This window comes from Falsiroseomonas sp. (assembly GCF_041690465.1).
Lineage (GTDB): Bacteria > Pseudomonadota > Alphaproteobacteria > Acetobacterales > Acetobacteraceae > Falsiroseomonas.
The window spans coordinates 300,960-325,383 of the sequence record NZ_JAWLHG010000001.1; the positions used below are offsets into that span (position 1 = coordinate 300,960).

General features: G+C 72.1%; 27 protein-coding genes. 13 read left to right on the top strand and 14 right to left on the bottom strand.

Annotation, left to right across the window (positions count from 1 at the left end; genetic code table 11):
* The first annotated feature begins 32 nt into the window (after positions 1-32).
* The 4 genes from ACESM1_RS01440 to ACESM1_RS01455 all read left to right on the top strand — a co-directional run bounded on the left by ACESM1_RS01440 (position 33) and on the right by ACESM1_RS01455 (position 3,192).
* The gene (locus tag ACESM1_RS01440; protein ID WP_372617031.1) at positions 33-1,364 is read left to right on the top strand and encodes an FAD/NAD(P)-binding oxidoreductase; all 1,332 of its coding nucleotides are present in this window, start codon (positions 33-35) and stop codon (positions 1,362-1,364) included.
* A 10-nt stretch (positions 1,365-1,374) separates the two neighbouring features.
* Positions 1,375-1,758, top strand: a complete 384-nt coding sequence (locus ACESM1_RS01445) for a DUF5368 domain-containing protein (protein ID WP_372617032.1) — start codon at positions 1,375-1,377, stop codon at positions 1,756-1,758.
* Between the two features lie 97 nt (positions 1,759-1,855).
* Complete coding sequence (locus ACESM1_RS01450) at positions 1,856-2,431, top strand: HD domain-containing protein (RefSeq protein WP_372617034.1); 576 nt, start codon at positions 1,856-1,858, stop codon at positions 2,429-2,431.
* Positions 2,428-3,192, top strand: coding sequence for a GNAT family N-acetyltransferase (locus tag ACESM1_RS01455; RefSeq protein ID WP_372617035.1), 765 nt, complete (start codon positions 2,428-2,430; stop codon positions 3,190-3,192). The genes ACESM1_RS01450 and ACESM1_RS01455 overlap by 4 nt, the downstream gene beginning before the upstream one ends.
* A 93-nt stretch (positions 3,193-3,285) precedes the next feature.
* Here ACESM1_RS01455 and ACESM1_RS01460 read toward each other — a convergent pair whose 3' ends face one another.
* Entirely contained in the window at positions 3,286-4,260 is a 975-nt protein-coding gene (locus tag ACESM1_RS01460) for a quinone oxidoreductase family protein (RefSeq protein WP_372617037.1), read from the bottom strand.
* Complete coding sequence (locus tag ACESM1_RS01465) at positions 4,257-4,775, bottom strand: methylated-DNA--[protein]-cysteine S-methyltransferase (protein ID WP_372617039.1); 519 nt, start codon at positions 4,773-4,775, stop codon at positions 4,257-4,259. The genes ACESM1_RS01460 and ACESM1_RS01465 overlap by 4 nt, the downstream gene beginning before the upstream one ends.
* Positions 4,776-4,929: 154 nt before the next feature.
* Here ACESM1_RS01465 and ACESM1_RS01470 point away from each other — a divergent pair, with 154 nt between their 5' ends.
* The 6 genes from ACESM1_RS01470 (at position 4,930) to ACESM1_RS01495 (ending at position 10,930) form a co-directional block, all read left to right on the top strand.
* Positions 4,930-5,322: a (2Fe-2S) ferredoxin domain-containing protein gene (locus ACESM1_RS01470; protein ID WP_372617040.1), complete on the top strand. Its 393-nt coding sequence runs from the start codon at positions 4,930-4,932 to the stop codon at positions 5,320-5,322.
* A gap of 83 nt (positions 5,323-5,405) precedes the next feature.
* Positions 5,406-6,734, top strand: a complete 1,329-nt coding sequence (mnmE, locus tag ACESM1_RS01475; RefSeq protein ID WP_372617042.1) for a tRNA uridine-5-carboxymethylaminomethyl(34) synthesis GTPase MnmE — start codon at positions 5,406-5,408, stop codon at positions 6,732-6,734.
* A 19-nt stretch (positions 6,735-6,753) separates the two neighbouring features.
* Entirely contained in the window at positions 6,754-8,622 is a 1,869-nt protein-coding gene (gene mnmG / locus ACESM1_RS01480) for a tRNA uridine-5-carboxymethylaminomethyl(34) synthesis enzyme MnmG (protein WP_372617044.1), read from the top strand.
* 52 nt (positions 8,623-8,674) lie between these two features.
* Positions 8,675-9,271 carry a 16S rRNA (guanine(527)-N(7))-methyltransferase RsmG gene (rsmG, locus tag ACESM1_RS01485; protein ID WP_372617045.1) on the top strand — a complete coding sequence of 199 codons (597 nt, stop codon included), beginning with the start codon at positions 8,675-8,677 and terminating at the stop codon, positions 9,269-9,271.
* The gene (locus tag ACESM1_RS01490; RefSeq protein WP_372617046.1) at positions 9,252-10,067 is read left to right on the top strand and encodes a ParA family protein; all 816 of its coding nucleotides are present in this window, start codon (positions 9,252-9,254) and stop codon (positions 10,065-10,067) included. Before rsmG ends, ACESM1_RS01490 begins: the two co-directional genes overlap by 20 nt.
* On the top strand, positions 10,064-10,930 hold the full coding sequence (locus ACESM1_RS01495; protein ID WP_372617048.1) for a ParB/RepB/Spo0J family partition protein: 867 nt from the start codon (positions 10,064-10,066) through the stop codon (positions 10,928-10,930). The genes ACESM1_RS01490 and ACESM1_RS01495 overlap by 4 nt, the downstream gene beginning before the upstream one ends.
* A 30-nt stretch (positions 10,931-10,960) precedes the next feature.
* On the opposite strand, the gene holA is transcribed toward ACESM1_RS01495, so the two are convergent.
* The 6 genes from holA to ACESM1_RS01525 all read right to left on the bottom strand — a co-directional run bounded on the left by holA (position 10,961) and on the right by ACESM1_RS01525 (position 18,171).
* Entirely contained in the window at positions 10,961-11,962 is a 1,002-nt protein-coding gene (holA, locus tag ACESM1_RS01500; protein WP_372617051.1) for a DNA polymerase III subunit delta, read from the bottom strand.
* Between the two features lie 32 nt (positions 11,963-11,994).
* Entirely contained in the window at positions 11,995-12,735 is a 741-nt protein-coding gene (locus ACESM1_RS01505; protein ID WP_372617053.1) for a hypothetical protein, read from the bottom strand.
* On the bottom strand, positions 12,701-15,358 hold the full coding sequence (gene leuS / locus ACESM1_RS01510; RefSeq protein ID WP_372617055.1) for a leucine--tRNA ligase: 2,658 nt from the start codon (positions 15,356-15,358) through the stop codon (positions 12,701-12,703). Before leuS ends, ACESM1_RS01505 begins: the two co-directional genes overlap by 35 nt.
* 162 nt (positions 15,359-15,520) lie before the next feature.
* Positions 15,521-16,063 (bottom strand): DUF3576 domain-containing protein, encoded by a 543-nt coding sequence (locus ACESM1_RS01515; protein ID WP_372617056.1) that lies wholly within the window; start codon positions 16,061-16,063, stop codon positions 15,521-15,523.
* Between the two features lie 140 nt (positions 16,064-16,203).
* Positions 16,204-17,334 (bottom strand): porin, encoded by a 1,131-nt coding sequence (locus tag ACESM1_RS01520; RefSeq protein ID WP_372617058.1) that lies wholly within the window; start codon positions 17,332-17,334, stop codon positions 16,204-16,206.
* Positions 17,335-17,553: 219 nt separating this feature from the next.
* On the bottom strand, positions 17,554-18,171 hold the full coding sequence (locus ACESM1_RS01525) for a thiamine phosphate synthase (protein WP_372617059.1): 618 nt from the start codon (positions 18,169-18,171) through the stop codon (positions 17,554-17,556).
* Positions 18,172-18,192: 21 nt separating this feature from the next.
* On the opposite strand from ACESM1_RS01525, the gene ACESM1_RS01530 reads away from it, so the two are divergent.
* Positions 18,193-18,876: a YggS family pyridoxal phosphate-dependent enzyme gene (locus tag ACESM1_RS01530; RefSeq protein WP_372617061.1), complete on the top strand. Its 684-nt coding sequence runs from the start codon at positions 18,193-18,195 to the stop codon at positions 18,874-18,876.
* 12 nt (positions 18,877-18,888) lie between these two features.
* On the opposite strand, the gene ACESM1_RS01535 is transcribed toward ACESM1_RS01530, so the two are convergent.
* Positions 18,889-19,332 (bottom strand): Rrf2 family transcriptional regulator, encoded by a 444-nt coding sequence (locus ACESM1_RS01535; protein WP_372617063.1) that lies wholly within the window; start codon positions 19,330-19,332, stop codon positions 18,889-18,891.
* A gap of 31 nt (positions 19,333-19,363) precedes the next feature.
* Entirely contained in the window at positions 19,364-19,519 is a 156-nt protein-coding gene (locus ACESM1_RS01540) for a hypothetical protein (RefSeq protein WP_372617064.1), read from the bottom strand.
* 148 nt (positions 19,520-19,667) lie between these two features.
* Between ACESM1_RS01540 and trpS the strand changes: the two genes are divergently transcribed.
* Complete coding sequence (trpS, locus tag ACESM1_RS01545) at positions 19,668-20,669, top strand: tryptophan--tRNA ligase (protein WP_372617066.1); 1,002 nt, start codon at positions 19,668-19,670, stop codon at positions 20,667-20,669.
* 41 nt (positions 20,670-20,710) lie between these two features.
* Positions 20,711-21,274 (top strand): Uma2 family endonuclease, encoded by a 564-nt coding sequence (locus ACESM1_RS01550; protein ID WP_372617068.1) that lies wholly within the window; start codon positions 20,711-20,713, stop codon positions 21,272-21,274.
* A gap of 3 nt (positions 21,275-21,277) precedes the next feature.
* Here ACESM1_RS01550 and ACESM1_RS01555 read toward each other — a convergent pair whose 3' ends face one another.
* The 4 genes from ACESM1_RS01555 to ACESM1_RS01570 form a co-directional block, all read right to left on the bottom strand.
* Positions 21,278-22,195, bottom strand: a complete 918-nt coding sequence (locus ACESM1_RS01555) for an AEC family transporter (RefSeq protein ID WP_372617070.1) — start codon at positions 22,193-22,195, stop codon at positions 21,278-21,280.
* 28 nt (positions 22,196-22,223) lie between these two features.
* Positions 22,224-22,817, bottom strand: coding sequence for a hypothetical protein (locus tag ACESM1_RS01560; protein ID WP_372617071.1), 594 nt, complete (start codon positions 22,815-22,817; stop codon positions 22,224-22,226).
* 95 nt (positions 22,818-22,912) lie between these two features.
* Complete coding sequence (locus tag ACESM1_RS01565) at positions 22,913-23,581, bottom strand: polymer-forming cytoskeletal protein (RefSeq protein WP_372617073.1); 669 nt, start codon at positions 23,579-23,581, stop codon at positions 22,913-22,915.
* A 190-nt stretch (positions 23,582-23,771) separates the two neighbouring features.
* Positions 23,772-24,413, bottom strand: coding sequence for an EI24 domain-containing protein (locus ACESM1_RS01570; protein ID WP_372617074.1), 642 nt, complete (start codon positions 24,411-24,413; stop codon positions 23,772-23,774).
* Positions 24,414-24,424: the final 11 nt, after the last annotated feature.

Here is a 24,424-nt window from a genome sequence, read left to right on the forward strand (position 1 = left end):
CGCCGCCGACGATCGGCAGCGGGGAGCGACACATGCCAAGAACCCTGGATTCCCGAGGCTGGGGGCCGACCATCGGACGGCGATCCCTCCTGCTTGCCAGCGGCGCTGCCGCCGCGGCACTGGCCATCCGGGCGCCACGCGCCGCGCCGGTCCGCACCGGCGCCAGGATCGTCGTTGCCGGCGCGGGCGCCGCAGGCCTCGCCGCCGCCTCGCGGCTGGCGCGGGAGCTTGAAGGCGCGACCATCACCCTGATCGACCAGCGCAAGCCGCATCTCTATCAGCCGGGCTTCACCCTGGTCGCTGCCGGGCTGAAGCCGAAGGAGTACGTGATCGGCGAAACGCGCGCTTTCGTCCCGCCCGGCGCCACGTTGATCGAGGAGGGCGTCGCCGAGTTCGACCCCGACGGGAAGAAGGTCGTCACCGACAGTGGCCGCGCCGTAGCCTACGACTTCCTGGTGCTCGCCACCGGCCTGCAGCTCGACTACGGCGCGATCGAGGGCATGGATGTCGCGCGCATCGGGCGGGATGGCTTGGGCTCGGTCTATGCCTCGCCGGATGCGGCGCTGGCCACCTGGCAGGCGATGTCGGCCTTCGCGGATCGCGGCGGCGTGGCGCTGTTCGGGCGTCCCGCCACCGAGATGAAATGCGCCGGCGCACCGCTGAAATACGCTTTCCTCACCGATGACATCCTCCGTCGGCGCGGCAACCGGGGCCGTGCGGAGCTGATCTACAACGCGCACAACAACGCGCTGTTCAGCGTGCCGATCGTCTCCGAGCGGGTGCGCATGCTCTACCAGGAGCGCGAGGTGAAGGTGAATTACGGCCACCAGCTGCAGGCGATCGACCTGGGCCGGCGGATCGCCACCTTCAGCACAGCCCAGGGGCCGAAGGAGCTGCCCTACGACTTCATCAACGTGGTGCCGCCCATGCGCGCACCGCAGGCGGTGCGCAACAGCCCGCTTGGCTGGCGCAGCGGACCCTGGCAGGCCGATGGCTGGGCGGAGGTGGATCGCCACACGCTGCGCCATGCCCGCTATCCCGAGGTCTTCGCCGTCGGCGACGTGGCCGGCGTGCCCAAGGGCAAGACGGCGGCCAGCGTGAAGTGGCAGGTGCCGGTGGCGGTGGATCACCTGGTCGCGACCATCGCCGGGCGCGAGAGCACGGCGCGCTACAACGGCTACACCTCCTGCCCGCTGATCACCCGGATCGGCCGGGCGATGCTGGTGGAGTTCGACTACCAGGACAACCTAGTGCCTTCCTTCCCCGGCGTGATCGCGCCACTCGACGAGCTGTGGATCACCTGGGTGATGAAGGAGGTCGCGCTGAAGCCGACCTACCTCGCCATGCTGCGCGGCCAGGCCTGAGGAGGGCGCCATGAAGGATCTTGATCTCTTCGTCTTCGTCGCGGTGTTCCAGGAGATGCTGGGGGCCTTCCTGTGGATCGGCCTCGGCGCGGTGGCGCTCGTCGCGCTGCTCTTCGTCTGGCTGCTGCTGCGCGAGCGCGGCATGGCGGCAGGGCGGCTGGTACGGTCGGAACTGGTCGGGCTGGTTGGTGGCGTGTTGGCGATCCTGGTGATGCAGGCCGTGACGCATTCCGGCTTCTCCGATATCGGCGGCCCGATCGATTGGGTGCTGGTGGCGCTGATCTGGCTTGCCGGCTTCGTGATCGCCACGCTCGCGGCCTATGTCGGCTTCGGCCTCCTGGCGCTGCGGCGGTCGGCACCGGTCACGGGCAGGCCCCTGCAGAAGCCAGCCTGACGCACGGCGGTGCGGCAAGGCCTCTTGCCGAACCGCCACCCGATCGGGGCAGGATGGCGGGCGCGCCCGGCGTGGCGCGCCGGATCGAGGAGCCCTGATGGATCGACCCACCGAGACCACGGGCAGCGCGCTGCTGCTGCGTGCCGCCACCTTTGCAGCCTGGGTGCATGCCGGTCACCGGCGCAAGGGCTCCGCCAGCGAGCCCTACGTCAACCATGTGCTGGAGGTGGCGCAGATCCTGGCCGAGCACGGCGCGCCGCAGGAGGCTGTGGTCGCCGCCCTGCTGCACGACACCATCGAGGACAGCGACAACGACCCCGAACCCATCACGCATGACCGCCTCGTGGCCGAGTTCGGCCAGGCGGTGGCGGACATCGTGGCCGAGGCGACGGATGACAAGTCGCTGCCCAAGGAGACCCGCAAGGCCCTGCAGGTGAAGCACGCACCGACCCGGAGCGATGCTGCCAAGATGCTGAAGCTGGCCGACAAGATCTCCAACTTGCGCGCCATCGCCGCGAGCCCGCCGAAGGGCTGGGACCATGCGCGCCGGGTCGAGTATGTCGGCTGGGCAGGGCGCGTAGCCGCGGGGCTGAAGGGCGCCAATCCCGCCCTCGATGCGCTGTTCGACGCCACCTACCGCGACGCCGTGGCGCGGCTGGCCGCCGAGGCATGAGCGCCGCCCTTGCATCTGCCGCGTCGCCGGATGTGCTGGCGCTGGAGCGGGCGACGCTGACCGCCGTGCCGGCGCCGCGGCTGTTGTTCGAGGGCGGCTTCGTGGCGCGCAGCTTCGCCGGCGGCACCGGCCGAGCCAACGCCGCCTGCCCGCTGGACGCCTCGCCCGATCCCGACCTGCCGGCGCGCATCGCGCGCATCGAGGCCTTCTACGCCCGTGCCGGCCTACGTTGCCGGTTTCGCTCCACGCCGCTCGATCCGCCTGGCCTGGCCACGTTGCTGGCGGCCCGCGGCTACCGCCCGCACGACGAGAGCCTGGTGATCGGCGGCGCGTTGGCCGGTTTCGCGGCCACCGACACGGCCTGCGAGATGCTGGCAGGCCCCGAGCCGGCCTGGATGGAGGTGCTCGCCACCGCCGAGCATCAGGTTCCGGCGCGGCGCGCCGAGAAGCTGCGAATGCCGGACCTGCTCGGCGTGCCGGCGGCCTGGGTGCTGCTGCGTCTTGCCGGCCAGCCGGCTGCCTGCGCCTTCGTCACCGCCGATGGCGAGCTGGCGGGGTTGTTCGATCTGGCGGTGCGGCCGGCATACCGCCGCCAGGGGCTCGGCCGCCGCGTCATGGCCGCGGCTGGCGCCTGGGCGGCGGCGCAGGGTGCGCGCTTCGCCTTCGCCCAGGTCGCCTGCACCAACGCGGCGTCGCTCCGGCTGAATGCCGGGCTCGGCCTGACGGAACGCTACCGCTACCGCTACCTGCTCCCGGGCTGAGCCGTCCGGTCGCCGGGCGGCGCAGGCTGCGCCGCAGCCGAGCACCGGAGGCGTGAATCGCCCGACAAGTTACAGGCCCGGGAGCCGTGGCGATCAGGGCGTCAGGACGGTGCTGCCGGTGGTCCGCCGCGCCTCGAGCGCGCGATGCGCCTCGGCCGCATCCTTCAGGGCGAAGCGCTGGTTCACATTGATCTTCACCGCGCCCTTGGCGACCACCTCGAACAACGCCTTGGCGCTCCCCTCGAGGTCCTCGCGCCTGGCGGTGTAGGTCGCGAGGGTGGGGCGGGTGAGATAGAGCGAGCCTTTCGCGGCCAGGACGCCGATATCCGGGATCGAGACCGGGCCGGAGGCATTCCCGTAGGACACCATCATCCCGAACGGCGCCAGGCAGTCGAGCGAGGTGAGGAAGGTGTCGCGGCCGACGCTGTCGAAGACGACCGGCAGCATGGCGCCCCCGGTGATCTCCTTGACGCGCTCGGGCAGGCTCTCGGTGCCGATCACGACGTGGTCCGCGCCGTGCGCGCGGGCGATCTCCGCCTTCGCCTCGGTGCCGACGGAGCCGATCACCGTGGCGCCGAGATGCTTCGCCCACTGCACCATGATCAGGCCGACGCCGCCGGCCGCGGCATGCACCAGGATGGTCTGGCCGGCCTGCACCTTGTAGGTGCGGTTCAGCAGGAAGCCGGCTGTCATGCCCTGCAGCATCATCGCCGCCGCCTGCTCGAAGGCGATCGCGTCCGGCAACTTCACCAAGCGGTCCGCCTTGATGCTGCGGGCCTCGGCATAGGCGCCGATCGGCGCCGTGGCATAGGCAACCCGGTCGCCGGGCGCGACCTCGGTGACGCCTTCACCCACCGCCTCGACCACGCCGGCGGCCTCCATGCCGATGGTCGCGGGCAGGGAGGGCGCCTTGTAGAGGCCGGTGCGGAAGTAGACGTCGATGTAGTTCAGCCCAATCGCGTGGTGCCGCACCAATGCCTCGCCGGGGCGGGGCGCGGGCAGCGGCACGTCCTCCCAGACCAGCGCCTCGGGGCCGCCATACTCGTGCACGCGGATCGCATGGTTCATCGGAGGTTTGTCCCTGCAAGACCGGGCCCGAAGGGGCCCAGCGCGAGTTGAGGCTGCCCGGCCGCATCGGTCATGCGGCGCTCGTGCTCGAGCAGCCAGAGCTTGGTGGTCGGACCCTCGCCGCCCGAATAGCCGCCGAGCACGCCGCCGGCGGCGAGCACGCGGTGGCAGGGGATGAGGATCGGGATCGGGTTGGCGCCGTTTGCCTGCCCCACGGCCCGGGCCGAGCTGCCCAGCAGCCGCGCAAGCTCGCCATAGCTGCGGGTCTGGCCAGCCGGGATGGCGCGCAACGCCCCCCAGACGCGGCGCTGGAAGGCCGTGCCGTGCGGGGCGAGCGGCAGGTCGAAGCCGCCGCGCGCTCCGTCGAAATAGTCCTGGAGTTGCCCCACCGCCCGGCCCAGCAGTTCCGTGCGGTCCTGGTCCCGCCCCCGCCCCCAGTCGAGCGCGACGATCGCGCCGTCCTCTTCGGAAACGGTCACCTCGCCGATCGGGGTCAGGCAGGTCAGTTGTGGCATCCGGCTGCGTCCAGGGGGCGCCATGCGCCACAACATCGCGCCTCCCGTCAAGCCGGAGGTATCCGGGGCCCGCTACGCAGCCCTGGCGAGGGGTGGCCCGCATCGCTACATCGATAGCAGTCCTCTCTCTCCCTCACGCCTGCCGGAGCCGCCTGTGACCGATGCCCCCCCTGCCGCGACCGCGCCCGGCCGCGCTCCGGCCGACCCGCCGCCCTACTTCCGCGCCCATGTCTTCGTCTGCTGCAACCGGCGCCCGGAGGGGCACAGGCGCGGTTCCTGCGCGGCCCGCGGCAGCGAGGACCTGCGCGACTACATGAAGGTGCGCGCGAAGGAACTCGGCCGGCGGGACGTGCGCGTGAACATGGCAGGTTGCCTCGACCGCTGCGAATTCGGCCCGACGATGGTGATCTACCCCGAAGGCGTCTGGTACAGCCCGAAGACCCGCGAGGATGTGGACGAGATCCTGCAGGCGCATCTGGTCGCCGGCGGGCGCGCCACGCGGCTGATGCTGACCGAGCGGGACGTGCCGCCGCCGAAGAAGGCCTGAGCGGCCGCTCCCTCGTGCGGGCACGGGGGGTGTTTCACGTGAAACACCCCCTCCGGCGGGCAGCGAGCAGGCAGATCGAGCGGATGAGCGACACCCAGCACACGATCTTTGCGAAGGCGTCCGGCGCCGGGCAGGCCGCCGTGGCGGTGATCCGGCTTTCGGGCCCCCATACCGACAAGGTCATCGCCCGCCTGGCCGGCAGGCTCCCGGCACCGCGTGTCGCGACGCTCCGCCGGCTGCGCTGCCCGGATACCGGCGAGACACTCGACCAGGCGCTGGTTCTCTGGTTTCCCGCCCCGCGCAGCTACACCGGCGGGGATGCCGGCGAGTTGCACCTGCACGGCGGCGCCGCGGTGCTGGCCGGCGTCTCGGCTGCGCTGGTGGCGCTTGGCTGCCGCCCCGCCGAGCCCGGTGAGTTCACCCGGCGCGCCTTCCTGCACGGCAAGCTGGACCTCACCCAGGCAGAGGCCATCGGCGACCTGGTCGCGGCGGAGACCGCCGCCCAACGCCGCCAGGCCCTGCGCCAGGCGGACGGCGCCCTCTCGAGGCTCTGTGAGGGCTGGACCGGCAGGGCCACGCGCCTGCTCGCCCACCAGGAAGCGGCCATCGAGTTCGAGATGGACGATCTGCCCACCGGGCTCGATGCCCGCGCGCGCAGCGAGGCAACCCTGCTGCGCCAGGAGATCGCCCGCCATCTCGACGATGGCGGCAGGGGCGAGAAGCTGCGCGAGGGCTTGTCCATCGCGATTCTCGGCGCGCCGAATGCGGGCAAGTCATCGCTGCTGAACGCGCTCGTCGGGCGCGATGCAGCCATCGTCTCCGCCCGGCCAGGCACGACACGTGACGTGGTGGAATGCCGCCTCGATCTGGGGGGCGTGCCGGCGGTGCTCGCGGATACGGCCGGCCTTCGCCGCGCCTCAGACGACATCGAGCAGGAGGGTGTGCGGCGCGCCCGGGCACGCGCCGGATCGGCCGATCTTGTCCTGGCCGTCTTTCCGGCCGACACGGTGCCCGACGAGGAGACCCTCTCCCTGCTGAAGGCCCGGCCGGATGCGCTGCCCGTCATGACCAAGTGCGATCTCGCCGCGCCGCCAGTGATGCCGGATGGCGTGAGACCCCTTCGGACCAGTGCCAGGACCGGCGCGGGCCTCGCCGAGCTGCGTGCCGCGCTTGCCGCCGCCGCGGCAACCCGCGCCGGGCTGGCCGAGGCGCCGCTGCTCACCCGCAGCCGCCATCGCGCAGCACTCGTCGAGGCGGTGGCGCTCCTCGCCGAAGGCGAGGCAGCCGCGCTACCGGAGCTTGCTGCGGAGGCCTATCGCGGGGCCGTTCTGGCGCTCGGGCGGCTCACCGGGCGCGTCGGGGTCGAGGACGTGCTGGATATCGTCTTCGAGGACTTCTGCATCGGCAAGTAGCCGGCCTATACCGCCTACCATGAGGACGACGGCACCCTACGACGTGGTGGTGGTGGGCGGTGGCCACGCCGGCTGCGAGGCTGCGGCAGCCGCGGCGCGCTGCGGCGCGCGCACCCTGCTGCTCACCCATCGCGTCGGGACGATCGGCGAGATGTCCTGCAACCCCGCCATCGGAGGGATCGGCAAGGGTCATCTGGTGCGCGAGATCGATGCGCTCGACGGGCTGATGGCCCGCGCGGCGGATGCGGCCGCGATCCATGTCAAGCAGCTCAACCGAAGCAAGGGCCCCGCGGTGCGCGGCCCGCGGGCGCAGGCGGACCGCCGTCTCTACCGCGCCGCCATGCAGCGCCTGCTGGCCGAGACCGTCAACCTCGACATCCTGGCCGATGCCGCCGAGGGGTTGGAATGCGATGGCGAGGGCGCGATCGCGGCGGTGGTCACGGCCAGTGGCCGGCGGATCGGCTGCGGCGCGCTCGTGATCACCACCGGCACCTTCCTGCGCGGCGAGATCCACCTTGGCGAGCAGCGCATCCCTGCCGGCAGGCAGGGCGATGCGCCGGCGGTGGGGCTGGCGCTCGCGCTCGAACGGCTGCGCCTGCCGCTCGCCCGGCTCAAGACCGGCACGCCGCCACGCCTCGACCGCCGCACCATCGATTGGGACGCGCTGGAGGCGCAGCCCGGCGACGACCCGCCGGAGCCACTCTCCTGGCTAACCGATCGCATCGCCAATCCGCAGGTCGAGTGCCGCATCACCTGGACCACGCCGGCCACCCACGCCCTGATCCGGGAGAATCTGCATCGCACGGCCATCTATGGCGGGCGGATCCAGGGCGTGGGTCCGCGCTACTGTCCCTCCATCGAGGACAAGGTGGTTCGCTTCGCGGAGCGTGACCGCCACCAGGTCTTCCTGGAGCCTGAGGGGCTGGACGACGACACCGTCTATCCGAACGGCATCTCCACCAGCCTGCCGGAGGAGATCCAGGCGGCGCTGATCGCCTCGATCCCAGGCCTGGAACGGGCGCGCATCCTTCGCCCGGGCTATGCGATCGAATACGACCACGTCGATCCCCGTGCCCTGCACCCGACGCTGGAAGTGAAGGGCGTGCCGCGCCTGTTCCTGGCCGGTCAGATCAATGGCACCACCGGCTACGAGGAAGCCGCCGCACAGGGCTTGATGGCCGGGCTGAACGCGGCCTGCCGTGCTGCCGGCGCGGTGCCGGATCGGGTGGTCGGGCGCGCGGAGGCCTATATCGGCGTGCTCGTCGATGACTTGGTGCTGCATGGCGTGTCGGAACCCTACCGCATGCTGACCGCGCGTGCCGAGCACCGGCTCAGCCTGCGCGCCGACAATGCCGGGCTGCGCCTGACGGAGCGCGGGATTGCCTGGGGCTGTGTCGGCGCCGAGCGCGCCCGTCGCCACGCCGCCTTCGCCGCGGCGGTGACCGAGGCGCTGGCCCGCGCTCGTGCCACCGAAGCCAGCCCCACGGCCATGGCCGCGGCCGGCCTGCCGGTGCGCCAGGACGGCAAGCGCCGCACCGCGCTCGAACTGCTCGCCCTGCCGGGTATCACCGTGCAGGCCGCCGCCGCCGCGTTCCCCTGGCTGGCCGGGCTGTCGCCGGACGTCGCCGTGCAACTGGAGGCGGAAGCGCTCTACGCGCCCTATCTGCGCCGCCAGGACTCGGAGCGGCGGCTGATCGAGCGGGAGGAGCGGCTGGCCATCCCCGAGGCGATGGACTTCGCCAGCGTGCCGGGCCTCTCGCGCGAGATGCAGCAGCGCCTCGCCGGCGCGCGGCCGGCCACCCTCGGCAGCGCCGGCCGCCTGCCAGGGATCACCCCCGCGGCCATCGCGGCGCTCGCGGTGCATCTGCGCCGCGCGGCGGCCGGCTGAGGTGTTTCACGTGAAACAGGGGGATGGCCCGGCACGCCAGCCGCTCCCGCCCATGCCGGAACTCGACCCTGCGCGGGTCGCCGCCCTTGAGGCGTTCCTCGAGTTGCTGCTGCGCTGGAACACGCGCATCAACTTGGTCGCGGAGCGCGATCCCGAGGCGATCCGCCAGCGCCACCTCACTGATGCGCTTCAACTCCTGCCCCTGCTGCCTGAGGGCGACGGCCCCTTGGGCGACCTCGGCAGCGGCGGCGGCTTTCCCGGCCTGGTGCTGGCCATCGCCTCCGGTCGCCCCACCCATCTGGTCGAGGCGGACCGTCGCAAGTCGGCCTTCCTGACCGAAGCGGCCGGACGACTCCGCCTGGCACGGCTCCGCGTGCATCCGCAGCGGATCGAGAACGCCACCCTGCCCCCGCTGGCGGCGCTGACCGCCCGCGCCCTGGCCCCGCTGACGACCCTCCTGCCGCACGCCGCGCGCTTTCTTGCGCCGGGTGGGGTTGCCATCTTCCCGAAAGGCCGTAATGCCGAAGCCGAGTTGACCGCCGCCCTTCCCGACTGGCATGTGCGCACCGAGCGGTTCGTCAGCCGCACCGACCCCGAGGCCACCATTTTCCGTCTGAGCGACATCCGACGTGCCCGCCCGGACGCCTGACCGCGCAGCGCCGCGAATCCTGGCCTTCGCCAACCAGAAGGGCGGCGTCGGCAAGACCACGACCGCGATCAACCTCGCGGCCGCGCTGGCGGCGGATCATCAGGTCATGGTCATCGATCTGGACCCGCAGGGCAACGCCTCGACCGGCCTCGGCCTCGGCCGCGCCGACCGGGGCGCGGGAAGCTACGCCCTGCTGGTGGAGGAGCGCCCGCTCGCCGAGCTGATCCGTCGGACCGCCATCCCGAACCTCTCCATCCTGCCCGCCGATCCCGACCTTGCCGGTGCCGAGGTTGAACTGGTCGGGTCCGACCGCCGCGAACACCGGCTGGCGGAGGCGTTCCACGCCGGCCGCGAAGCCCTGTCCGGCTTCGACTATGTCTTCCTGGATTGCCCACCTTCGCTCGGCCTGATCACCCTGAACGCCCTCGTGGCGGCGGATGGCGTCATCGTCCCGCTGCAGACCGAGTTCTTCGCGCTGGAGGGCATCAGCCAGATCACCCGCACCATCGACCGCGTGCGCCGCGCCCTCAATCCGCGCCTCGCGCTCGAGGGGATCGTCCTGACCATGGTGGACCGTCGCAACAACCTTTCGGAGCTGGTCGCCAGCGACGTGCGCAGCTTCTTCAAGGAGAAGGTCTTCGAGACCGTGATCCCCCGCAACGTCCGCATCAGCGAAGCCCCTTCCCACGGCCTGCCGGTCCTGCTCTACGATTTCCGCTCGCCCGGGGCGCAGGCGCATCTCCGGCTCGCGGCGGAGTTCCTCAGAAGGGAGCGCGCGCGCGCCCGCGTCTCATGAGCAGCAGCACCCGCAAACCCCCACCCTCGCGGCTCGGTCGCGGCCTCTCGTCGCTGATCCCGGATCCGCCGCCGAGTTCGGATCCCGCCGCGCTCCGCAGCCTTCCGGTCGAGGCGCTGGAGCCCGGCCCGTTCCAGCCGCGCGGCGGCATGGACAAGTCGAGCCTGCAGGAACTCGCCGATTCGATCCGCGAACACGGCATCCTGCAGCCCATCCTGGCCCGCCCGAAGCCCGGCAGCCCCGGCAGCTACCAGATCGTCGGCGGCGAGCGCCGCTGGCGTGCCGCGCAGCTCGCGCAGCTGCACGAGGTTCCCGTCGTCCTGCGCGACCTCGGCGACCGCGAGGCAATGGCCGCCGGCCTGGTCGAGAACCTGCAGCGCCAGGACCTCAACGCCATGGAGGAGGCGGATGGCTACCGCCGCCTGCTGGACGAGTTCGGCCTTACCCAGGAAGGCCTCGGCCAGGCTGTCGGCAAGAGCCGCAGCCATGTCGCCAACACGCTTCGCCTGCTCGGCCTGCCGACCGAGGTGCGCGACCTCGTGCGCAACGGCGTCCTCTCGGCCGGCCATGCCCGCACGCTGGTCGGCGCCTCCGACCCTGCCCGCATCGCCGCCCAGATCGTCGCCCGCGGGCTGAGCGTGCGCCAGGCGGAAGCCCTTGCCGCCGCGCAGGGCCGCCCGCGCCCCGGCGCCCAGGACCGCGCTCCGCGCGACCCGGAAACCGCCGCGCTGGAGCGCGACCTGACGGAGCGGCTCGGCCTGCGCGTCGCCGTGAAGCATGACGGCAAGGGCGGGGAGGTGGTGATCCGCTACCGCGACCTCGACCAGCTCGACGGTCTGATCCGCCTGCTTTCAGCAAGCTGAAGCCGGACCGCACCGCGCCCAGGCGGCGCCCTACCGCTTCGCCTGCCGTGCGATCGCCGCCAGGGCCGCCCGCGCGATGGTGACATCGGCGTCGCGGAAGGCGGTTGTCTTGGTCCGCTTCTCCGCCTCCAGGAGCGCGATGCCCACCGCCTCCAGCGCCGCCGGCGACCACAGCCGCAGCGCACGGTCGAAGGCCGGCTTCTGGCGGAAGAACACCGGTGGCCGCAGCACGGAGGCATCGCCGCCCGCCACCGCCGCCTCGTGTAGCCGCTGCACATGCCGCAGCGCCGCCCGCAGCACCGCGACGGGGCTCGCCCCCTCCGCGAAGGCCGCCGTCAGCGCCCGGTCGGCCCGCGGCGCATCGCCCAGCGTCGCCGCCATCAGCGCCTCGTCGAGGTCCATCGTCGCGCCGTCGGGCCCGCAGGCCAGCGCCGCCTCCTCATCCACCCGCCCGCCCGCACCGACATAGAGGGCGAGCTTCTCGACCTCCCGCCTGGTCTGCATCCGGTCTTCGCCGAGCCGCCCGGCCAGCCAGGACAGCGCCGGCGGATCGGCCTGCACGCCCTGCTCCTGCAGCATCCGCCCGAGGGTCGCCGCCAGCTCCTCGCCTCGCTCCCGGTAGCAGGCGATCGCCGCCACCTCCGGCGCCGCCTCCGCCATCGCGCGCAGCTTCGACCGCGGTCCGAGTTCGCCGCCTTCCAGCACGATCAGCGCCTCGCCCGGCGTCGCCAGCGAATCCTTGAGCGGGCCGGCGTGCACGTCGGTCGCCTCGCGCAGCCGCACGACGCGCCGCCCGCCGGTCATCGCCAGCGCGGCCGCCTCGCCGGCCAGCGCGCCGGGGCGGGCCGCCTCCTCGCGATTCAACTCCGCGAGGCGGAAAGGATCATCCATTCGCCCGCCCAGCACGGCGCGGACCAGCCCTTCGGCCCGCTCCCGCACCAGGCCGGCATCGTCGCCATAGAGAAGCACCGCCCGGAACGGCCCAGGATCGGCCAGCACGCCGGCAGCCCGCCGCGCATCAACCTTGGCCATCGGCCGCCCTCAGTCCCCGCTGCGCGTGGAGGTCACGGCGGGAAGGGGCCTCCCGGACCTATCCCGCCACCGAGTCCACCGCCGACGCCGCCAGACGGCCCGGGCAGCAGCGCGCCTGCCGGCGGGGCCTCCGGCAGCGCAAGCGGCGGCGAGACCGGCTCGATCAGCCGCGTCGGCGCGTCCAGGGCGCGGAAGCGCAGCGCCACGCGGGTGGCCACCTCGGCCGCCAGCAGTTCGGCCAAGCGCCGCTCCGTCGCCTCCCGGCTGATATCGGCGGCGAAGTACTGGTTGGGTTGGATGTTGTAGGCTTCCATCGCGCGCTCGAAGCCGTTCGCCACCGCCTCGCGCGGGCTCAGCCGCATCAGCGTCCAGTTCGCCGTCGCGATGTAGCGCACCCGGGTCGCCGAACCGTCCCGCAGGATGCCGAGCGGCTCGACGGCGACATTCGGCCCGACCACCACCTCCCAGCGCGCGGGCGCCGGCGCGCCGCCGACCGCCGCCAGGCGCTGTTGCAGGCCCCGGCGCAGCAGCTGCCCGAACCGCTCGGAGATCGGCGCCACGCGCGTCGCAGCCAGCTCCCCCGCAATCGCCGGATCCTCGCCGCCCGGTGCGCCGCCGCCATAGAGCGGGCGGAAGCCGCAGCCACCGGCGCCGAGCGCCAGCAATCCCGCAGCACCGCGCAGCACGCCCCGCCGGCCCGGCCCCTCGCTCGATGCGGCCCGCTCTCCTGCCATCGCCTCAGACCACCAGGTTGACCACGCGTCCGGGAACATGGATCCGCTTCTTGACGGGCTTGCCGCCCAGCGCACGCTGCACGTTCTCCTCGGCCTCCGCCAGGGCGAAGATCCGCTCCTCGCTCTCGCCGACCGGCACCTCGATGGTGGCGCGCAGCTTGCCGAGCACCTGGACCGCCAGCGTCAGCGTCTCCGCCTTCAGCAGCTCCGGATCGGCTTCGGGCCACGGCATCTGCGCCACCAGCGCCGCGGCTCCGGGGTTGAGCGCGGCGAAGACTTCCTCGGCCAGATGCGGCATCATCGGCGCCGCCAGCCGCGCCAGCGTCTCCAGCGCCTCGCGCCTTGCCGCGCCCATGCCCTCCGCGCCCGCCTGGCCCTCGGCCTCTCCGATGGCATTGGCGAATTCATGGATGCGCGCGACAGCGACGTTGAACGCGAAGCCTTCCAGCGCCTCGGTCACCGCGGCGATGGTGCGGTGCGTCGCCTGGCGCAGCTTGCGCGCCGGCCCCGCCGCCTCGGCGAAGGGCGCACCTGCCGGCGGCAGCCCGGCCACCGCCCCCGATGCCAGCCGCCAGAGCCGCTGGGTGAAGCGGAAGGCGCCGGCGACGCCCGATTCCGTCCACTCCATGTCGCGATCGGGCGGGTTGTCCGACAGGATGAACCAGCGCGCGGTATCGGCGCCGTAGCGCCCGATGATGGCACCCGGGTCCACCGTGTTCCGCTTGGACTTGGACATCGCCTCGACGCGGCCGATGGTCACCGCCTCGTTGCTGCCCTTCACCGTGGCGATGCGGCTGCCATCCGCGGCGGCGGAGAACTCCACCTCCTCCGGATAGAGCCAGCGGCCATCCGCGCCCTTGTAGCTCTCGTGCTGCACCATCCCCTGGGTGAACAGGCCGGCGAAGGGCTCCTCCACGCTGAGATGCCCGGTCGCCTTCATCGCGCGGGTGAAGAAGCGGCTGTAGAGCAGGTGCAGGATCGCGTGCTCGATGCCGCCGATGTACTGGTCCACCGGCAGCCAGGCATCCACCGCCGGCCGAGTCACCGGCTCCGCCGCGCCCGGCGAGCAGAAGCGCGCGAAATACCAGGAGCTGTCCACGAAGGTGTCGCAGGTGTCCGTCTCGCGGCGTGCGGGCGAACCGCATTGCGGGCAGGCCACGTGCTTCCAGCCCGGATGGTGGTCGAGCGGATTGCCGGGGCGCGAGAAATCCACGTCCTCCGGCAGCACCACCGGCAGCTGCTCCTCCGGCACCGGCACCGCGCCGCAGGCCTCGCAATGGATCACCGGGATCGGGCAGCCCCAATAGCGCTGGCGCGAGATGCCCCAGTCGCGCAGGCGCCAGTTCACCACGCCGGTGCCCTGGCCGGTCTTTTCCAGCTCCTCGATCACCCGCCGCTTGGCCGCGGGCACGTCGAGCCCGTCGAGGAAGCCCGAGTTGAAGATCGTGCCGTCATCGGTATAGGCGACATCGCCCAGCGTGAACCTGGCCGGATCCTCGCCGGGCGGCAGCACCACCGGCAGCACCGTCAGGCCGTATTTGCGCGCGAACTCCATGTCGCGCTGGTCATGGCCGGGGCAGCCGAAGATCGCGCCGGTGCCGTATTCCATCAGCACGAAATTGGCGATCCAGACCGGGAAGCTGACGCCTTCCAGAAAGGGATGCGCGACGCGGAAGCCGGTGTCGTAGCCGCGCTTCTCCGCCTGCTCGATCACCGCCTCGGAGGTGCCCATGCGGCGGCATTCGGCGACGAATTCGGCGGCGTGCGGGTCACGCGAAGCGGCGGCCGCGGCCAGCGGGTGCTCGGCCGCGACGGCGAGGAAGGACATGCCGAACAAGGTGTCGGGCCGCGTGGTGAAGACTTCCACCTCCCCGGTGCCGGCGACCTTTGAATCGGTCAGCCTGAACCGCACCCGCGCGCCCTCGCTGCGGCCGATCCAGTTGGACTGCATCAGCTTCACCCGGTCCGGCCAGCGGTCGAGGCCATCCAGCGCTTCCAGCAGCTCCGGCGCGTATTTCGTGATGCTCAGGAACCACTGGCTGAGCTTCTTCTTCTCGACCAGTGCGCCAGAGCGCCAGCCGCGGCCCTCGATCACCTGCTCATTGGCCAGCACCGTGCCGTCCACCGGGTCCCAGTTGACCCAGCTCTCCTTCCGCTCGACCAGGCCGGCCTTCCAGAAATCGAGGAACAGCTTCTGCTGCTTGCCGTAGTAGCCGACATCGCAGGTGGCGAATTCCCGCGCCCATTCCAGGCTGAGCCCCATGCGCTGCAGCTCGGCGCGCATGTTCGCGATGTTGTCGTAGGTCCACTTGCCCGGATGGATGCCGCGCTCCCGCGCCGCGTTCTCGGCCGGCAGGCCGAAGGCGTCCCAGCCCATCGGGTGCATCACCAGGTGCCCGCGCGCCCGCTTGTAGCGCGCCACCACGTCCCCCAGCGTGTAGTTGCGCACATGCCCCATATGGATCTTGCCCGAGGGGTAGGGAAACATCTCGAGCACGTAGTACTTCTTCGAGTCCGGCGGCGGCACGTCGGGCACCGCGAAGCAGGCGCGGCGGTCCCATTCGGCCTGCCAGCGCGGCTCGGCGGCGGCAAAATCGTAGCGCGCCAACGTCGCCGGGGCGGCGGAAGGCTGGGCGGCGCGCTCTTGGGTCTGGTCATTCATCGTGGGGCGCTGCGTGGCTCTGGAAACGGGGCCCACGCATAGACCGGATCGCGTCGCAGCGGAATTCTCGGCATGCCCCCGGCGACGCCGAAGCGCCGCCGCCGGTCAGTCGGCACCGCGCCAGGACCAAGCCGACAGCCTGGCGCCGGGCCGCGGTGAGGCTCAGCGCGAGGTGGCCACCGATTGACTGCGCAGTTCCCGCGCCCGGCTCAGCACCTGGTCCTCAAGCTCGGCCGAGGTGCTTGCGGAGACCGGCACATCCACCCAGCCGCCACCCGGCCGGCTCTCCTGCCGGAACACCACCACGCGCACCCCGTCGGAACGCAGCTGGCGGCCGAGGATGTAAGCGGTGGCGCGGAACCGCTCGCCGGGCACGCCCGGTGGCGAATACCAGTCCGTGATGATCACGCCGCCGAACGGATCGGCCGAGGACAGCGGCATGAAGGACAGCGTGTCGAGCGTGGCGCGCCAGAGGAAGGCATTGACCCCGATACCGACCCCGCCTTGGTCGCCGTCGGTCGCGCGTCGGCTGCGGTCGGTGCCGAACACCAGGATGCCGTCGCTGCCGCCCAGCCGCCCGCGCACCGAGGAGCGGCGGCTGTCATTGTTGTATTCCTCGAGGCCGGGTGTGCGCAGGTTCTCGGACCCGCACCCCATCAGTGCAGTCCCGACCGCAGCCAGCAGCAACCATCGCTTCGCCTGCATCACACCTCACCCCGGTCCCGAGCCTGTCGCCCGACAGGCGCCAGACTTAGCCCGCCACCGGCCGGCCGCAAACCCGGCCACGAAAACGAAAAGGGGCGGCAGGTCACCCTGCCGCCCCCTGTTCATCCAATCCCGCAGGATCAGAAGGCGAGGCGCACGCCCAGGGCGAAGATGTTCATGTCGCGGTCCGCACCGGCCGCGGTGAAGTCCTCGTCGTCGACGTTGTTGTAGGTCGCCCACAGCTCCATGCCCGGCGCCAGCGCGTAGGTGGCGCCGAGGCCCCACGCCGTCTGCTCGCGCTCGACCGGGCCAAGGTCCTGCGTGCCGATCGCATAGAAGGCGTTCACCGCGAAGGCGCCCATGCGATACACCGCGCCGAAGTTCAGCGTGGTGGAGTCGTCGAGGCCCCGCGCGAGGGCGCCGCGGCCGAAGGACGGGGCGAGGTACTGGCCCCACAGGTAGTGAGCGCCGACCGTCAGGCCGTAGCCGGTGACCGTGGCGCCGACCTGATAGGCGGTCGGATCCTCGAGGCCGCTGCCCGTGGGCGCGTCGCCGGTCATGAAGCCGAAGCCGGCGGCCACACCGATATTGCCGAAGCTGCCGCGGTAGCGGATGCCAGCGGAAATCTCGTTCTGGATGTTGCCCGTGGCGCTCGGGTTCGCGGTCTGGTCACGGCGGAGCGCGCCGTTGCCGAAGAACTGGCTCTCGCCCTCGCCCGCGTTCGGCGCGTAGCTGAGGCCGAAGTCGAAGCCGAAGAACTGCGGCGAGAGGTAGATGATCTTCGTCGAGTCGTTGCCGTCGTTGATGCTGGAGTTGATGTACTGGCCGTTGATCGCGAAGTCGATCCAGGCGCCGGACGGGCTGGACTGATGCAGCGACGGGGCGCTCACGGCCAGCTGGTTGGCCGCGGAGTCGTTGTCACCGAACTGCAGCGTGCCGAGCGTCGGGCTGCTGATGAAGCCCCAGGCCTCGTCGGTGTTCAGCGTGGTCGAACCGGCGCCGCCCGCGTCCGTCTGCAGCTCGATGTCGGCACCATAGGACAGGCCGTTCGCGGTCTTGCCGCGCACCGTCACGACGACCTCAAGGTCGGAGTACATCGAGATGGTGTTGTAGTCGCCGCCCGCCACTTCCAGGCTGTCGTCGACGAACGCCGTGCCGAAGTCGAAATAGCCGCCAACCCGCACCGTCGGGGCCGTCTGCGCCTGGGCGGACGTCGCCCCGATCAGCGCAGCGCCGACCACCGCAGTGGTGCCCAGCAGAATCTTGCGCATTCTATTACCTCCTCCTGAACCGGGTGGCCCCCGGCATGCGACGGCCCGCCTGCCCCCCTCGGCAGGTGCCGCGACCGGAGACTCCCCCCCGAGCGCAGTCAGGCCCGGGCAGACTATTGCTTTGATGGCGATGCGACGTCCATCAGCCACGAAGCACCGGCGCGACATCCGCGAGACAGTGTGGCAGGCGGGCCACAACCGTCGCATCCACCGCGCGGCTCAGCGCCCGGCCAGCGCGCCGATCGCCGCAAGCGCCGCGGCACGGCCGCGTCCGGCCTTCGGCAGCCGCGCCGCATTGCCTGCCGCCACCCCGCCCAGCGCCACCGCCGGCCGCCCCGATCGCGCCGCCAGTCCCGCCCAGCGCAGCGGGCCGAGCGCCGGGGCGCCGGGATGGCTCGCGGTCTGGAAGGCCGGCGACACCAGGCCGAGATCGGCCCGCAGGCGCCGCCCCCGCGCAGCGCCCGCGCGTCCGTGCACCGCCACGGACAGCAGCGCCCAGCGCACTCCGCCGCAGCGCGCACGCAGGAAGGGCAGCAGCCCCCGCGCCGGCACACGATCCGGCACATGCAGCCCGGCGCCAAGCCGCAGCGCAGTGCGGCCATCGCCGGCAACCAGCAGCAGCAGCCCGCGCCGGCGGCACATCAGCGCCAGCGCCGCCAGCACCGCCCCGTCCAGCCCGCGCGCCAGCACCCCCGCGCCGCGCGGCAGGCGCGCCGCCGCCGCGCTCGGATCGGGCAGCCGCACGGGGTCGGAGACCAGCCAGAGACGCGGCAGCGCCCGTCCGCCGCGCACCACCGCCGGCTTGAGCCGCCGCGACCACCCCTCTAGCGTCCGCACCCCACACTCCCGGATCACGCCGTGACCGACCAGGACGCCATCGCCCGCAACCTCGCCGCCGTAAAGGCCCGCATCGCGGCGGCCTGCACCCGCGCGGGGCGCGATCCCGCCGGCGTCACGCTCGTCGCCGTCTCCAAGACGCATCCCGCCGAGGCGGTGCTCGCAGCCCTCGCCGCCGGCCAATCCGTGTTCGGCGAGAACCGCGTGCAGGAGGCGATGGGCAAGTTCCCGACCCTGCGCGCCGCCAACCCGGCGCTCCGCCTGCACCTGATCGGTGCGCTGCAGACCAACAAGGCGCGCGAGGCGGTGCGCGTGGCCGATGTCATCGAAAGCCTCGACCGCCCGAAGCTCGCCGCGGCGCTGGCCGAGGCGATGCGCAAGGAAGATCGCACGCCCGAGCTGCTGATCCAGGTCAACACCGGCGATGAGCCGCAGAAGGCCGGCATTCCGCGCGCGGACGCCGACGCCTTCCTCCGCGCCTGCAAGGAGGAGCATGGCCTGGCCGTTTCCGGCCTGATGTGCATCCCGCCGCTGGAGGCCGACCCGCGCCCGCATTTCGCCTGGCTCGCGGCACTTGCCGCGAAGCACGGGCTGCGCACCCTCTCCATGGGCATGAGCGGCGACTACGAGATCGCCATCGCCGAGGGTGCGACCCATGTGCGCATCGGCACCGCGATCTTCGGCAGCCGACCCTACCCCGCCTGAAGCCAGGCGGCGCTACCCCACGGGTGCAGGCAAGCCGAGCAGCCGCGCGAGCCCGCCGCGCGAGCCGGCCACCAGATCGGCGAGCGTGTAGCGGTCGAGCACCGACAGGAAGGCATCCAGCGCCTCGGCCAGCACCGGCTTCAGCCCGCAGGCAGGCGTGATCACGCAGGTGCCGGAGCCCATGCAGGGCGCCAGCGCGAGCCCCGGCTCCGTTCGCCGCACGACCGCGCCGATGTTGATTTCGGACGCCGGGCGCCCCAGCCGCAGCCCGCCGCCGCGGCCGCGCAGCGTGACGACATCGCCCGCTTGGCCGAGCAGCAGCACGACCTTGTTCAGGTGGTTCTCCGGGATGGCATAGGCGGCCGCGATCTCGGGCACCGTCGCGCGCCGACCCTCCTCGACCGAGAGGTAGATCAGCGTGCGCAGCGTGTAGTCGGTGAAGGCGGTCAGCTGCATTGCGGCCCTTCGCCGGCAGGAGCGGGCACGGTCAATAGACCAGCACCACCCCGATCACCATCAGCAGGTTCCAGAACAGCATGTTGATCAGCGTCCGGATCATCATGCGGTCGTCGCCCGACCCGGCGCCGAGCAGATCGCTCACCACCTGCCCGGGAAAGAGGAAGGCCCTGGTCAAGGCTGTCATGGCCGTGCTCCGCGATCGCTACCGGGGCAGCCTGGCCCGGCCGGCGCCTTTAAGCAAGATGTTAAATACTTCTTTTTGCCTGAGCCTTGACGCGCCCGCACGCCGGCGGGATCACGCGGGGCAGCAGCAGCGACAGGGTGCCCCCTTCATGTCCCGCGTCTTCTCCGGCATCCAGCCTTCGGGCGTGCCCACCCTCGGCAACTATCTCGGCGCCATCCGCAACTGGGTGCCGATGCAGGACACGCATGAGTGCATCTTCTGCGTGGTGGACCTGCACGCCATCACCGTGTGGCAGGACCCGAAGGAGCTCGCGCGGCAGACGCGGGAGATGGCCGCGGCGCTGATCGCCTGCGGGCTCGATCCCCGGCGCTGCATCCTGTTCCTGCAAAGCCATGTGCATGCGCATGCGCGGCTGGCCTGGATCTTCAACTGCGTCGCGCGGCTCGGCTGGCTGAACCGGATGACGCAGTTCAAGGACAAGGCGGGCAAGGACCGGGAGGCCGCGTCCTCCGGCCTGTACGTCTATCCGAACCTGATGGCCGCCGACATCCTCACCTATCACGCCACCAAGGTGCCGGTCGGCGACGACCAGAAGCAGCATCTGGAGCTGGCCAACGACATCGCGCAGAAGTTCAACCACGATTACGGCGTGGACTTCTTCCCCACCATCGAGCCGCTGATCCAGGGCATCGCCGCGCGGGTGATGAGCCTGCGCGACGGCACGAAGAAGATGTCGAAGTCGGATCCCTCCGACCAGTCGCGCATCAACCTCACCGACGACCACGACGCCATTGCGCTGAAGATCCGCCGCGCCAAGACCGATCCCGAGCCCCTGCCCGAGAGCGAAGCCGGTCTCGAGGGCCGGCCGGAGGCGCGCAACCTGGTGGGCATCCTCGCCGCCATCACCGGCGAGACCCATGCCGGCGTGCTGCGCCACCACGGCGGCAAGGGCTTCGGCGCCTTCAAGGAAGTGCTGGCCGAGGCGCTGGTCGCGCATCTCGACCCGATCCGGCGGGAGATGTCGCGGCTGCTGGACGACCCCGCGGCGCTGGATGCGGCGCTGCGCCTCGGCGCCGACCGCGCGGACGCGATCGCGACCCCCATCTGCGACAGGGCCGAGCAGTTGGTGGGCTTCCTGCCGCGCCGCTGATCGTTTTCGCCCGCACCCCTGCGATGTGGTAGGGTCGCGCCATGTCCGAACGGGTGCGGGAGCGCTGGAGCTGGGACGCCTACCTGGAATGGGAGGCGAAGCAGGAGATCCGCCACGAGCTGGTGGATGGCGAGGTGCACGCCATGACCGGCGGCACTCTGAAACACAACTTGATGACGCGTCGTCTCGGGGCTGCCCTGGACCGCGCGCTCGGCGGTGGCTGCCGCGCCTATGGACCGGACGTCAAGGTGGCGACCGGGAACGGCAATGCCCGCTACCCCGATGCCGTCGTGGATTGCGGTCGCTTCGTGCCGACCGCCTTGCTGGCCCAGGACCCCGTCGCCGTCTTCGAGGTCCTCTCCCGCAGCACCGCCTGGGTGGACCAGACCTACAAGCTGCGCGACTACGACGCGACGCCGTCCATCCGCTACTACGTCCTGATCAGCCAGGACGAGCTGCGTGCGATGCTCTACACTCGCAACGATGCAGGCCGCCTCGACATCCGCGACGCGCAACTGATCGAGGGCGCGGAGGGCGTCATCGCGCTGCCTTCGCTCGGCGTCACGCTCACCCTCGGCGCGCTGCACGAGGGCCTTGAGGGCTGACGCTCAGCCCACCAGCAGCCACACCCACACGGGCAATGTCGCCACGCTGAGCAGATGTTCGCTGGTGGTGATCGCCGCCATCAGCTTCGCATCGCCGCCCATCGCCCGCGCCATGACATAGCTCGTCGCCGCCGTCGGCAGCGCCATGAACAGCACCGCGATCGCCGTCGGCAACGGCCCGAGGCCGAGCGCCGCGCAGAACGCCCAGGTGATCAGCGGCATCACCAGCAGCTTCAGCACCGCCGTCGCCGCCTGCACCCCCGGCCGGTCGCCCAGCCCCTGCATGCTCAGCGCCGCGCCGACGCAGAGCAGCCCGAGCGCCACCGAGGCCTGCCCGAGGTTGCGCACCGCCGGCTGCAAGCCCGGCGGCAGCCCGCCCAGCATGCCGATCGCGAAACCCGCCAGACAGGCCAGGATCAGCGGGTTGAGCAGCACCCGGCGCAGGAGTTCGAGCGGCCGTACCTCGCCACCCCGGCCCAGCGCGAAGGCCAGCGTCGCCGCCGTCTGCACGAAGGGCACGATGATGCCGGTGGCCACCGCGGCATAGGTGATGCCGTCCAGCCCCCAGATCGCGCCGCCGATGGCGAAGCCCATCAGGTTGTTGAACCGGATGCCGCCCTGCAGCACCGAGGTCATCGCGCCATGGCCGAGGCCGAGCGCACGGGCCAGCAGGACAGAGATCACCGTCCCCGCCGCCAGCGCCGCCCACAGCGCCGCCGCCATGCCGAGCACCGGCACCGCGCCGAACCGCACGGTGGAAAGCCCGGTGGCGATCAGGCAGGGCAGCAGCACCCAGAAGACCAGGCGCTCGATCCCCGCCCAGACCGTGTCGTCGCGCAGCAGGCGGCGCTTCAGCAGCGCGCCCAGCGCCAGCAGCCCGAACACCGGCACGAAGGCATCCGCCCAAGGTGCCAGCGTCATGCGAGAGCGCGCTCCAGGAAGCGGCGCACTACAGCCCGGCGCGCACCTGTCCGCCCGTGCTGCCACCGGCCGGCGCGGTCGCGCCGTGCGCGATGTCCCTGAGGCAAGCCGCCTCTCCCCGTCCCGATGCGCCCGCGGCGCGCGCCGCGGCGTAGGCCACCCGCAGCGCCCGGCCCGCAGCTTCGTCCCGGTAGAGCACCAGGTCGAGATGACATTGGCTGGCCTGGTAGTGCCAGATCTCCGCCGGCCCTTCCTCCCGCCGAAGGCGCGGCGTGCCGAGCCGGCGCAGCAGCGCCTCCGGCGTGTGCCCGACCAGCTGGCCCGCCATGGTCGGCGCAGCCTCGGCCGGCCCTGCGGCAGCCAGGGTGGCGGCCGCAGGCGCCTGGCTGCCCTCGACGGCCGCGACCACCGGCCTGGCGCCGATGCCGGCAGCTGAGCCCGCGCCGATTCCGGCGCCTTGTGCCGCGCCGATTCCGACGCCTTGCGCCGCGCCGATTCCGGCGACGCTCGCCTGATGCGCCGCCAGCGCGTCCTGCAGCGCGACCCGCGCGCTCTCCTCCGGTCCCGGCTGCGCGCAGCCGAGGAGAAGCAAGAGCGGAACCAGCTTCAGCCCCGGTCGCATCGTGGCGCGTCCTGCGCGAGGTGCGGAGGCAGGGCGTGCGCACACGCCCTGCGCTCCCGGCTGGCCCCTGTGACGGGCCGGCCGGATGTGGAGGATCAGGCCTCGGCCGGCACCGGCTGCGGCGCCGGCATGGCGGGCGCGGCGGGCTGGTCGCCCAGCATGTCCATCCGGCCGGAGATCTGGCCGCCTTCCTCCACCATCAGCCTGCGGCAGCGGGCGACGCCCACCACGCGGCCGGTGCCACGGATCACCAGCTGGCCGCGCGCGGTGATGGTGCCGTCGAAGGTGCCGGCGATCTCGGCATCCTCGACCTGCACCTCGCCCTTGAACACGCCGGTCTCGCTGATCGAAAGCTCGGTCGCCTGGATCATCTGGCTTTCGACCATGCCCTCGACCACCAGGCGCTCGGCCTCGGCGACGGTGCCCTGCAGGCTGATCCCCCGGCCGACCACCAGCGTGCGGCGGTCCGCGGTGCTGCGCGGCGCGGGGCCGACCGAGGCCGCGGCCGGGGCGGTGGACGCGCTCGGCATGCCGAGGCCGCCCATCTGCGCCGGGCGCGGCGGGATCGCGGTGCCGGAGGGCGGCGTCGGGCCGGCGGGCATGATCGGCGCGTTGCCGGGCTTGGTCGCGAGGCTCATGGCTTGGTTGTCCCTGGTCGAGAAGGGCGGCGGCGGCGCGCCGAGGTCGGGATCGCGTGCGGTCGGGACAGTGGCGTGCTGCGGCTCGGGAGGCTTCTCGTCGCGGCGGCGGCTGAAGACATTCATGCGCGAGCTCCCCCTGTCCTCGGTGCAGCCGCGGCAGTGCCGGGCCGCTGCGCGGCACGGCTTCCCCGACCCGTCGCGCAGGTCTCCGGGCTAACACGCACCCCCCGCCGAGACAACGGCCGAAGGGGGTCGCGGAGGCAGTTGTCCACAGCCTCGCGCAGCTTCTTTCGATGGCAGTCCGTTCCGATCTTCAGGCCGAATCGCGGTGCAGCAGGTGCACCATCGCCGCGGTGCCGATGACCGGCACCAGCAGGTTCAGCGGCGCCACCACGCCGAGCAGCGCGAGCGCGCCCCCGAGCCCCCAGATCTGCCAGCGCCGCCGCCGCTTCAACTCCTCCGCCGCTGCCACCGTCATGCGCCGCTGGGCGACACCGGCGAACAGACCCTCGCCCAGCGCGATCGCCGCCACCGCCCAGAGCACCGGCACGCCGATGAAGGGCACCAGCAGCGAGACCGGCAGCAGCACCAGCGTCAGCGCCCCCATCTTCGCCGCCAGCGTCAGCCCCGACCACACCTGCGCCGGCGTCGAGGCGCCGACCGGCGGCGGCAGCGCCGGATAGTGCCGCCGCTCCACCGCCGCCGCCACGCCATCGAGGAACAGGCTGGCGATCGCCAGCAGCATCGGCAGGAACAGCCACCACAGCGCCAGCACCGCCAGCAGCCCGCCCGCCGCCGCGGCGATGGTGGCGAGCCACCCCTCGCCGCCGGCCAGCCACCCCACCGCCGCGCTCGCCCCCCAGGCGAGCAGCAGCCCGGCGGCGAGCGCGAGCCCGGCGCCGAGCAGCAGCGGGCGGCGGAAGGCGGGGTCGGGGATCTGGCCGAAGGCCAACACCAGGGCTCTGA

Bases quoted from the DNA above. Each gene is read 5' to 3' on its own strand.
- ACESM1_RS01505 (WP_372617053.1), bottom strand. From the start codon at position 12,735: ATGTTCCCGGACGCGTGGTCAACCTGGTGGTCTGAGGCGATGGCAGGA.
- ACESM1_RS01535 (WP_372617063.1), bottom strand. From the start codon at position 19,332: ATGCAGCTGACCGCCTTCACCGACTACACGCTGCGCACGCTGATCTAC.
- ACESM1_RS01565 (WP_372617073.1), bottom strand. From the start codon at position 23,581: ATGAATGTCTTCAGCCGCCGCCGCGACGAGAAGCCTCCCGAGCCGCAG.
- ACESM1_RS01455 (WP_372617035.1), top strand. From the start codon at position 2,428: ATGAGCGCCGCCCTTGCATCTGCCGCGTCGCCGGATGTGCTGGCGCTG.
- mnmE (WP_372617042.1), top strand. From the start codon at position 5,406: ATGAGCGACACCCAGCACACGATCTTTGCGAAGGCGTCCGGCGCCGGG.
- leuS (WP_372617055.1), bottom strand. From the start codon at position 15,358: ATGAATGACCAGACCCAAGAGCGCGCCGCCCAGCCTTCCGCCGCCCCG.
- ACESM1_RS01445 (WP_372617032.1), top strand. From the start codon at position 1,375: ATGAAGGATCTTGATCTCTTCGTCTTCGTCGCGGTGTTCCAGGAGATG.
- ACESM1_RS01495 (WP_372617048.1), top strand. From the start codon at position 10,064: ATGAGCAGCAGCACCCGCAAACCCCCACCCTCGCGGCTCGGTCGCGGC.
- ACESM1_RS01540 (WP_372617064.1), bottom strand. From the start codon at position 19,519: ATGACAGCCTTGACCAGGGCCTTCCTCTTTCCCGGGCAGGTGGTGAGC.
- ACESM1_RS01520 (WP_372617058.1), bottom strand. From the start codon at position 17,334: ATGCGCAAGATTCTGCTGGGCACCACTGCGGTGGTCGGCGCTGCGCTG.
- ACESM1_RS01560 (WP_372617071.1), bottom strand. From the start codon at position 22,817: ATGCGACCGGGGCTGAAGCTGGTTCCGCTCTTGCTTCTCCTCGGCTGC.
- ACESM1_RS01515 (WP_372617056.1), bottom strand. From the start codon at position 16,063: ATGCAGGCGAAGCGATGGTTGCTGCTGGCTGCGGTCGGGACTGCACTG.
- ACESM1_RS01450 (WP_372617034.1), top strand. From the start codon at position 1,856: ATGGATCGACCCACCGAGACCACGGGCAGCGCGCTGCTGCTGCGTGCC.
- trpS (WP_372617066.1), top strand. From the start codon at position 19,668: ATGTCCCGCGTCTTCTCCGGCATCCAGCCTTCGGGCGTGCCCACCCTC.
- ACESM1_RS01440 (WP_372617031.1), top strand. From the start codon at position 33: ATGCCAAGAACCCTGGATTCCCGAGGCTGGGGGCCGACCATCGGACGG.
- mnmG (WP_372617044.1), top strand. From the start codon at position 6,754: ATGAGGACGACGGCACCCTACGACGTGGTGGTGGTGGGCGGTGGCCAC.
- holA (WP_372617051.1), bottom strand. From the start codon at position 11,962: ATGGCCAAGGTTGATGCGCGGCGGGCTGCCGGCGTGCTGGCCGATCCT.
- ACESM1_RS01460 (WP_372617037.1), bottom strand. From the start codon at position 4,260: ATGAACCATGCGATCCGCGTGCACGAGTATGGCGGCCCCGAGGCGCTG.
- ACESM1_RS01555 (WP_372617070.1), bottom strand. From the start codon at position 22,195: ATGACGCTGGCACCTTGGGCGGATGCCTTCGTGCCGGTGTTCGGGCTG.
- rsmG (WP_372617045.1), top strand. From the start codon at position 8,675: ATGCCGGAACTCGACCCTGCGCGGGTCGCCGCCCTTGAGGCGTTCCTC.
- ACESM1_RS01465 (WP_372617039.1), bottom strand. From the start codon at position 4,775: ATGCCACAACTGACCTGCCTGACCCCGATCGGCGAGGTGACCGTTTCC.
- ACESM1_RS01550 (WP_372617068.1), top strand. From the start codon at position 20,711: ATGTCCGAACGGGTGCGGGAGCGCTGGAGCTGGGACGCCTACCTGGAA.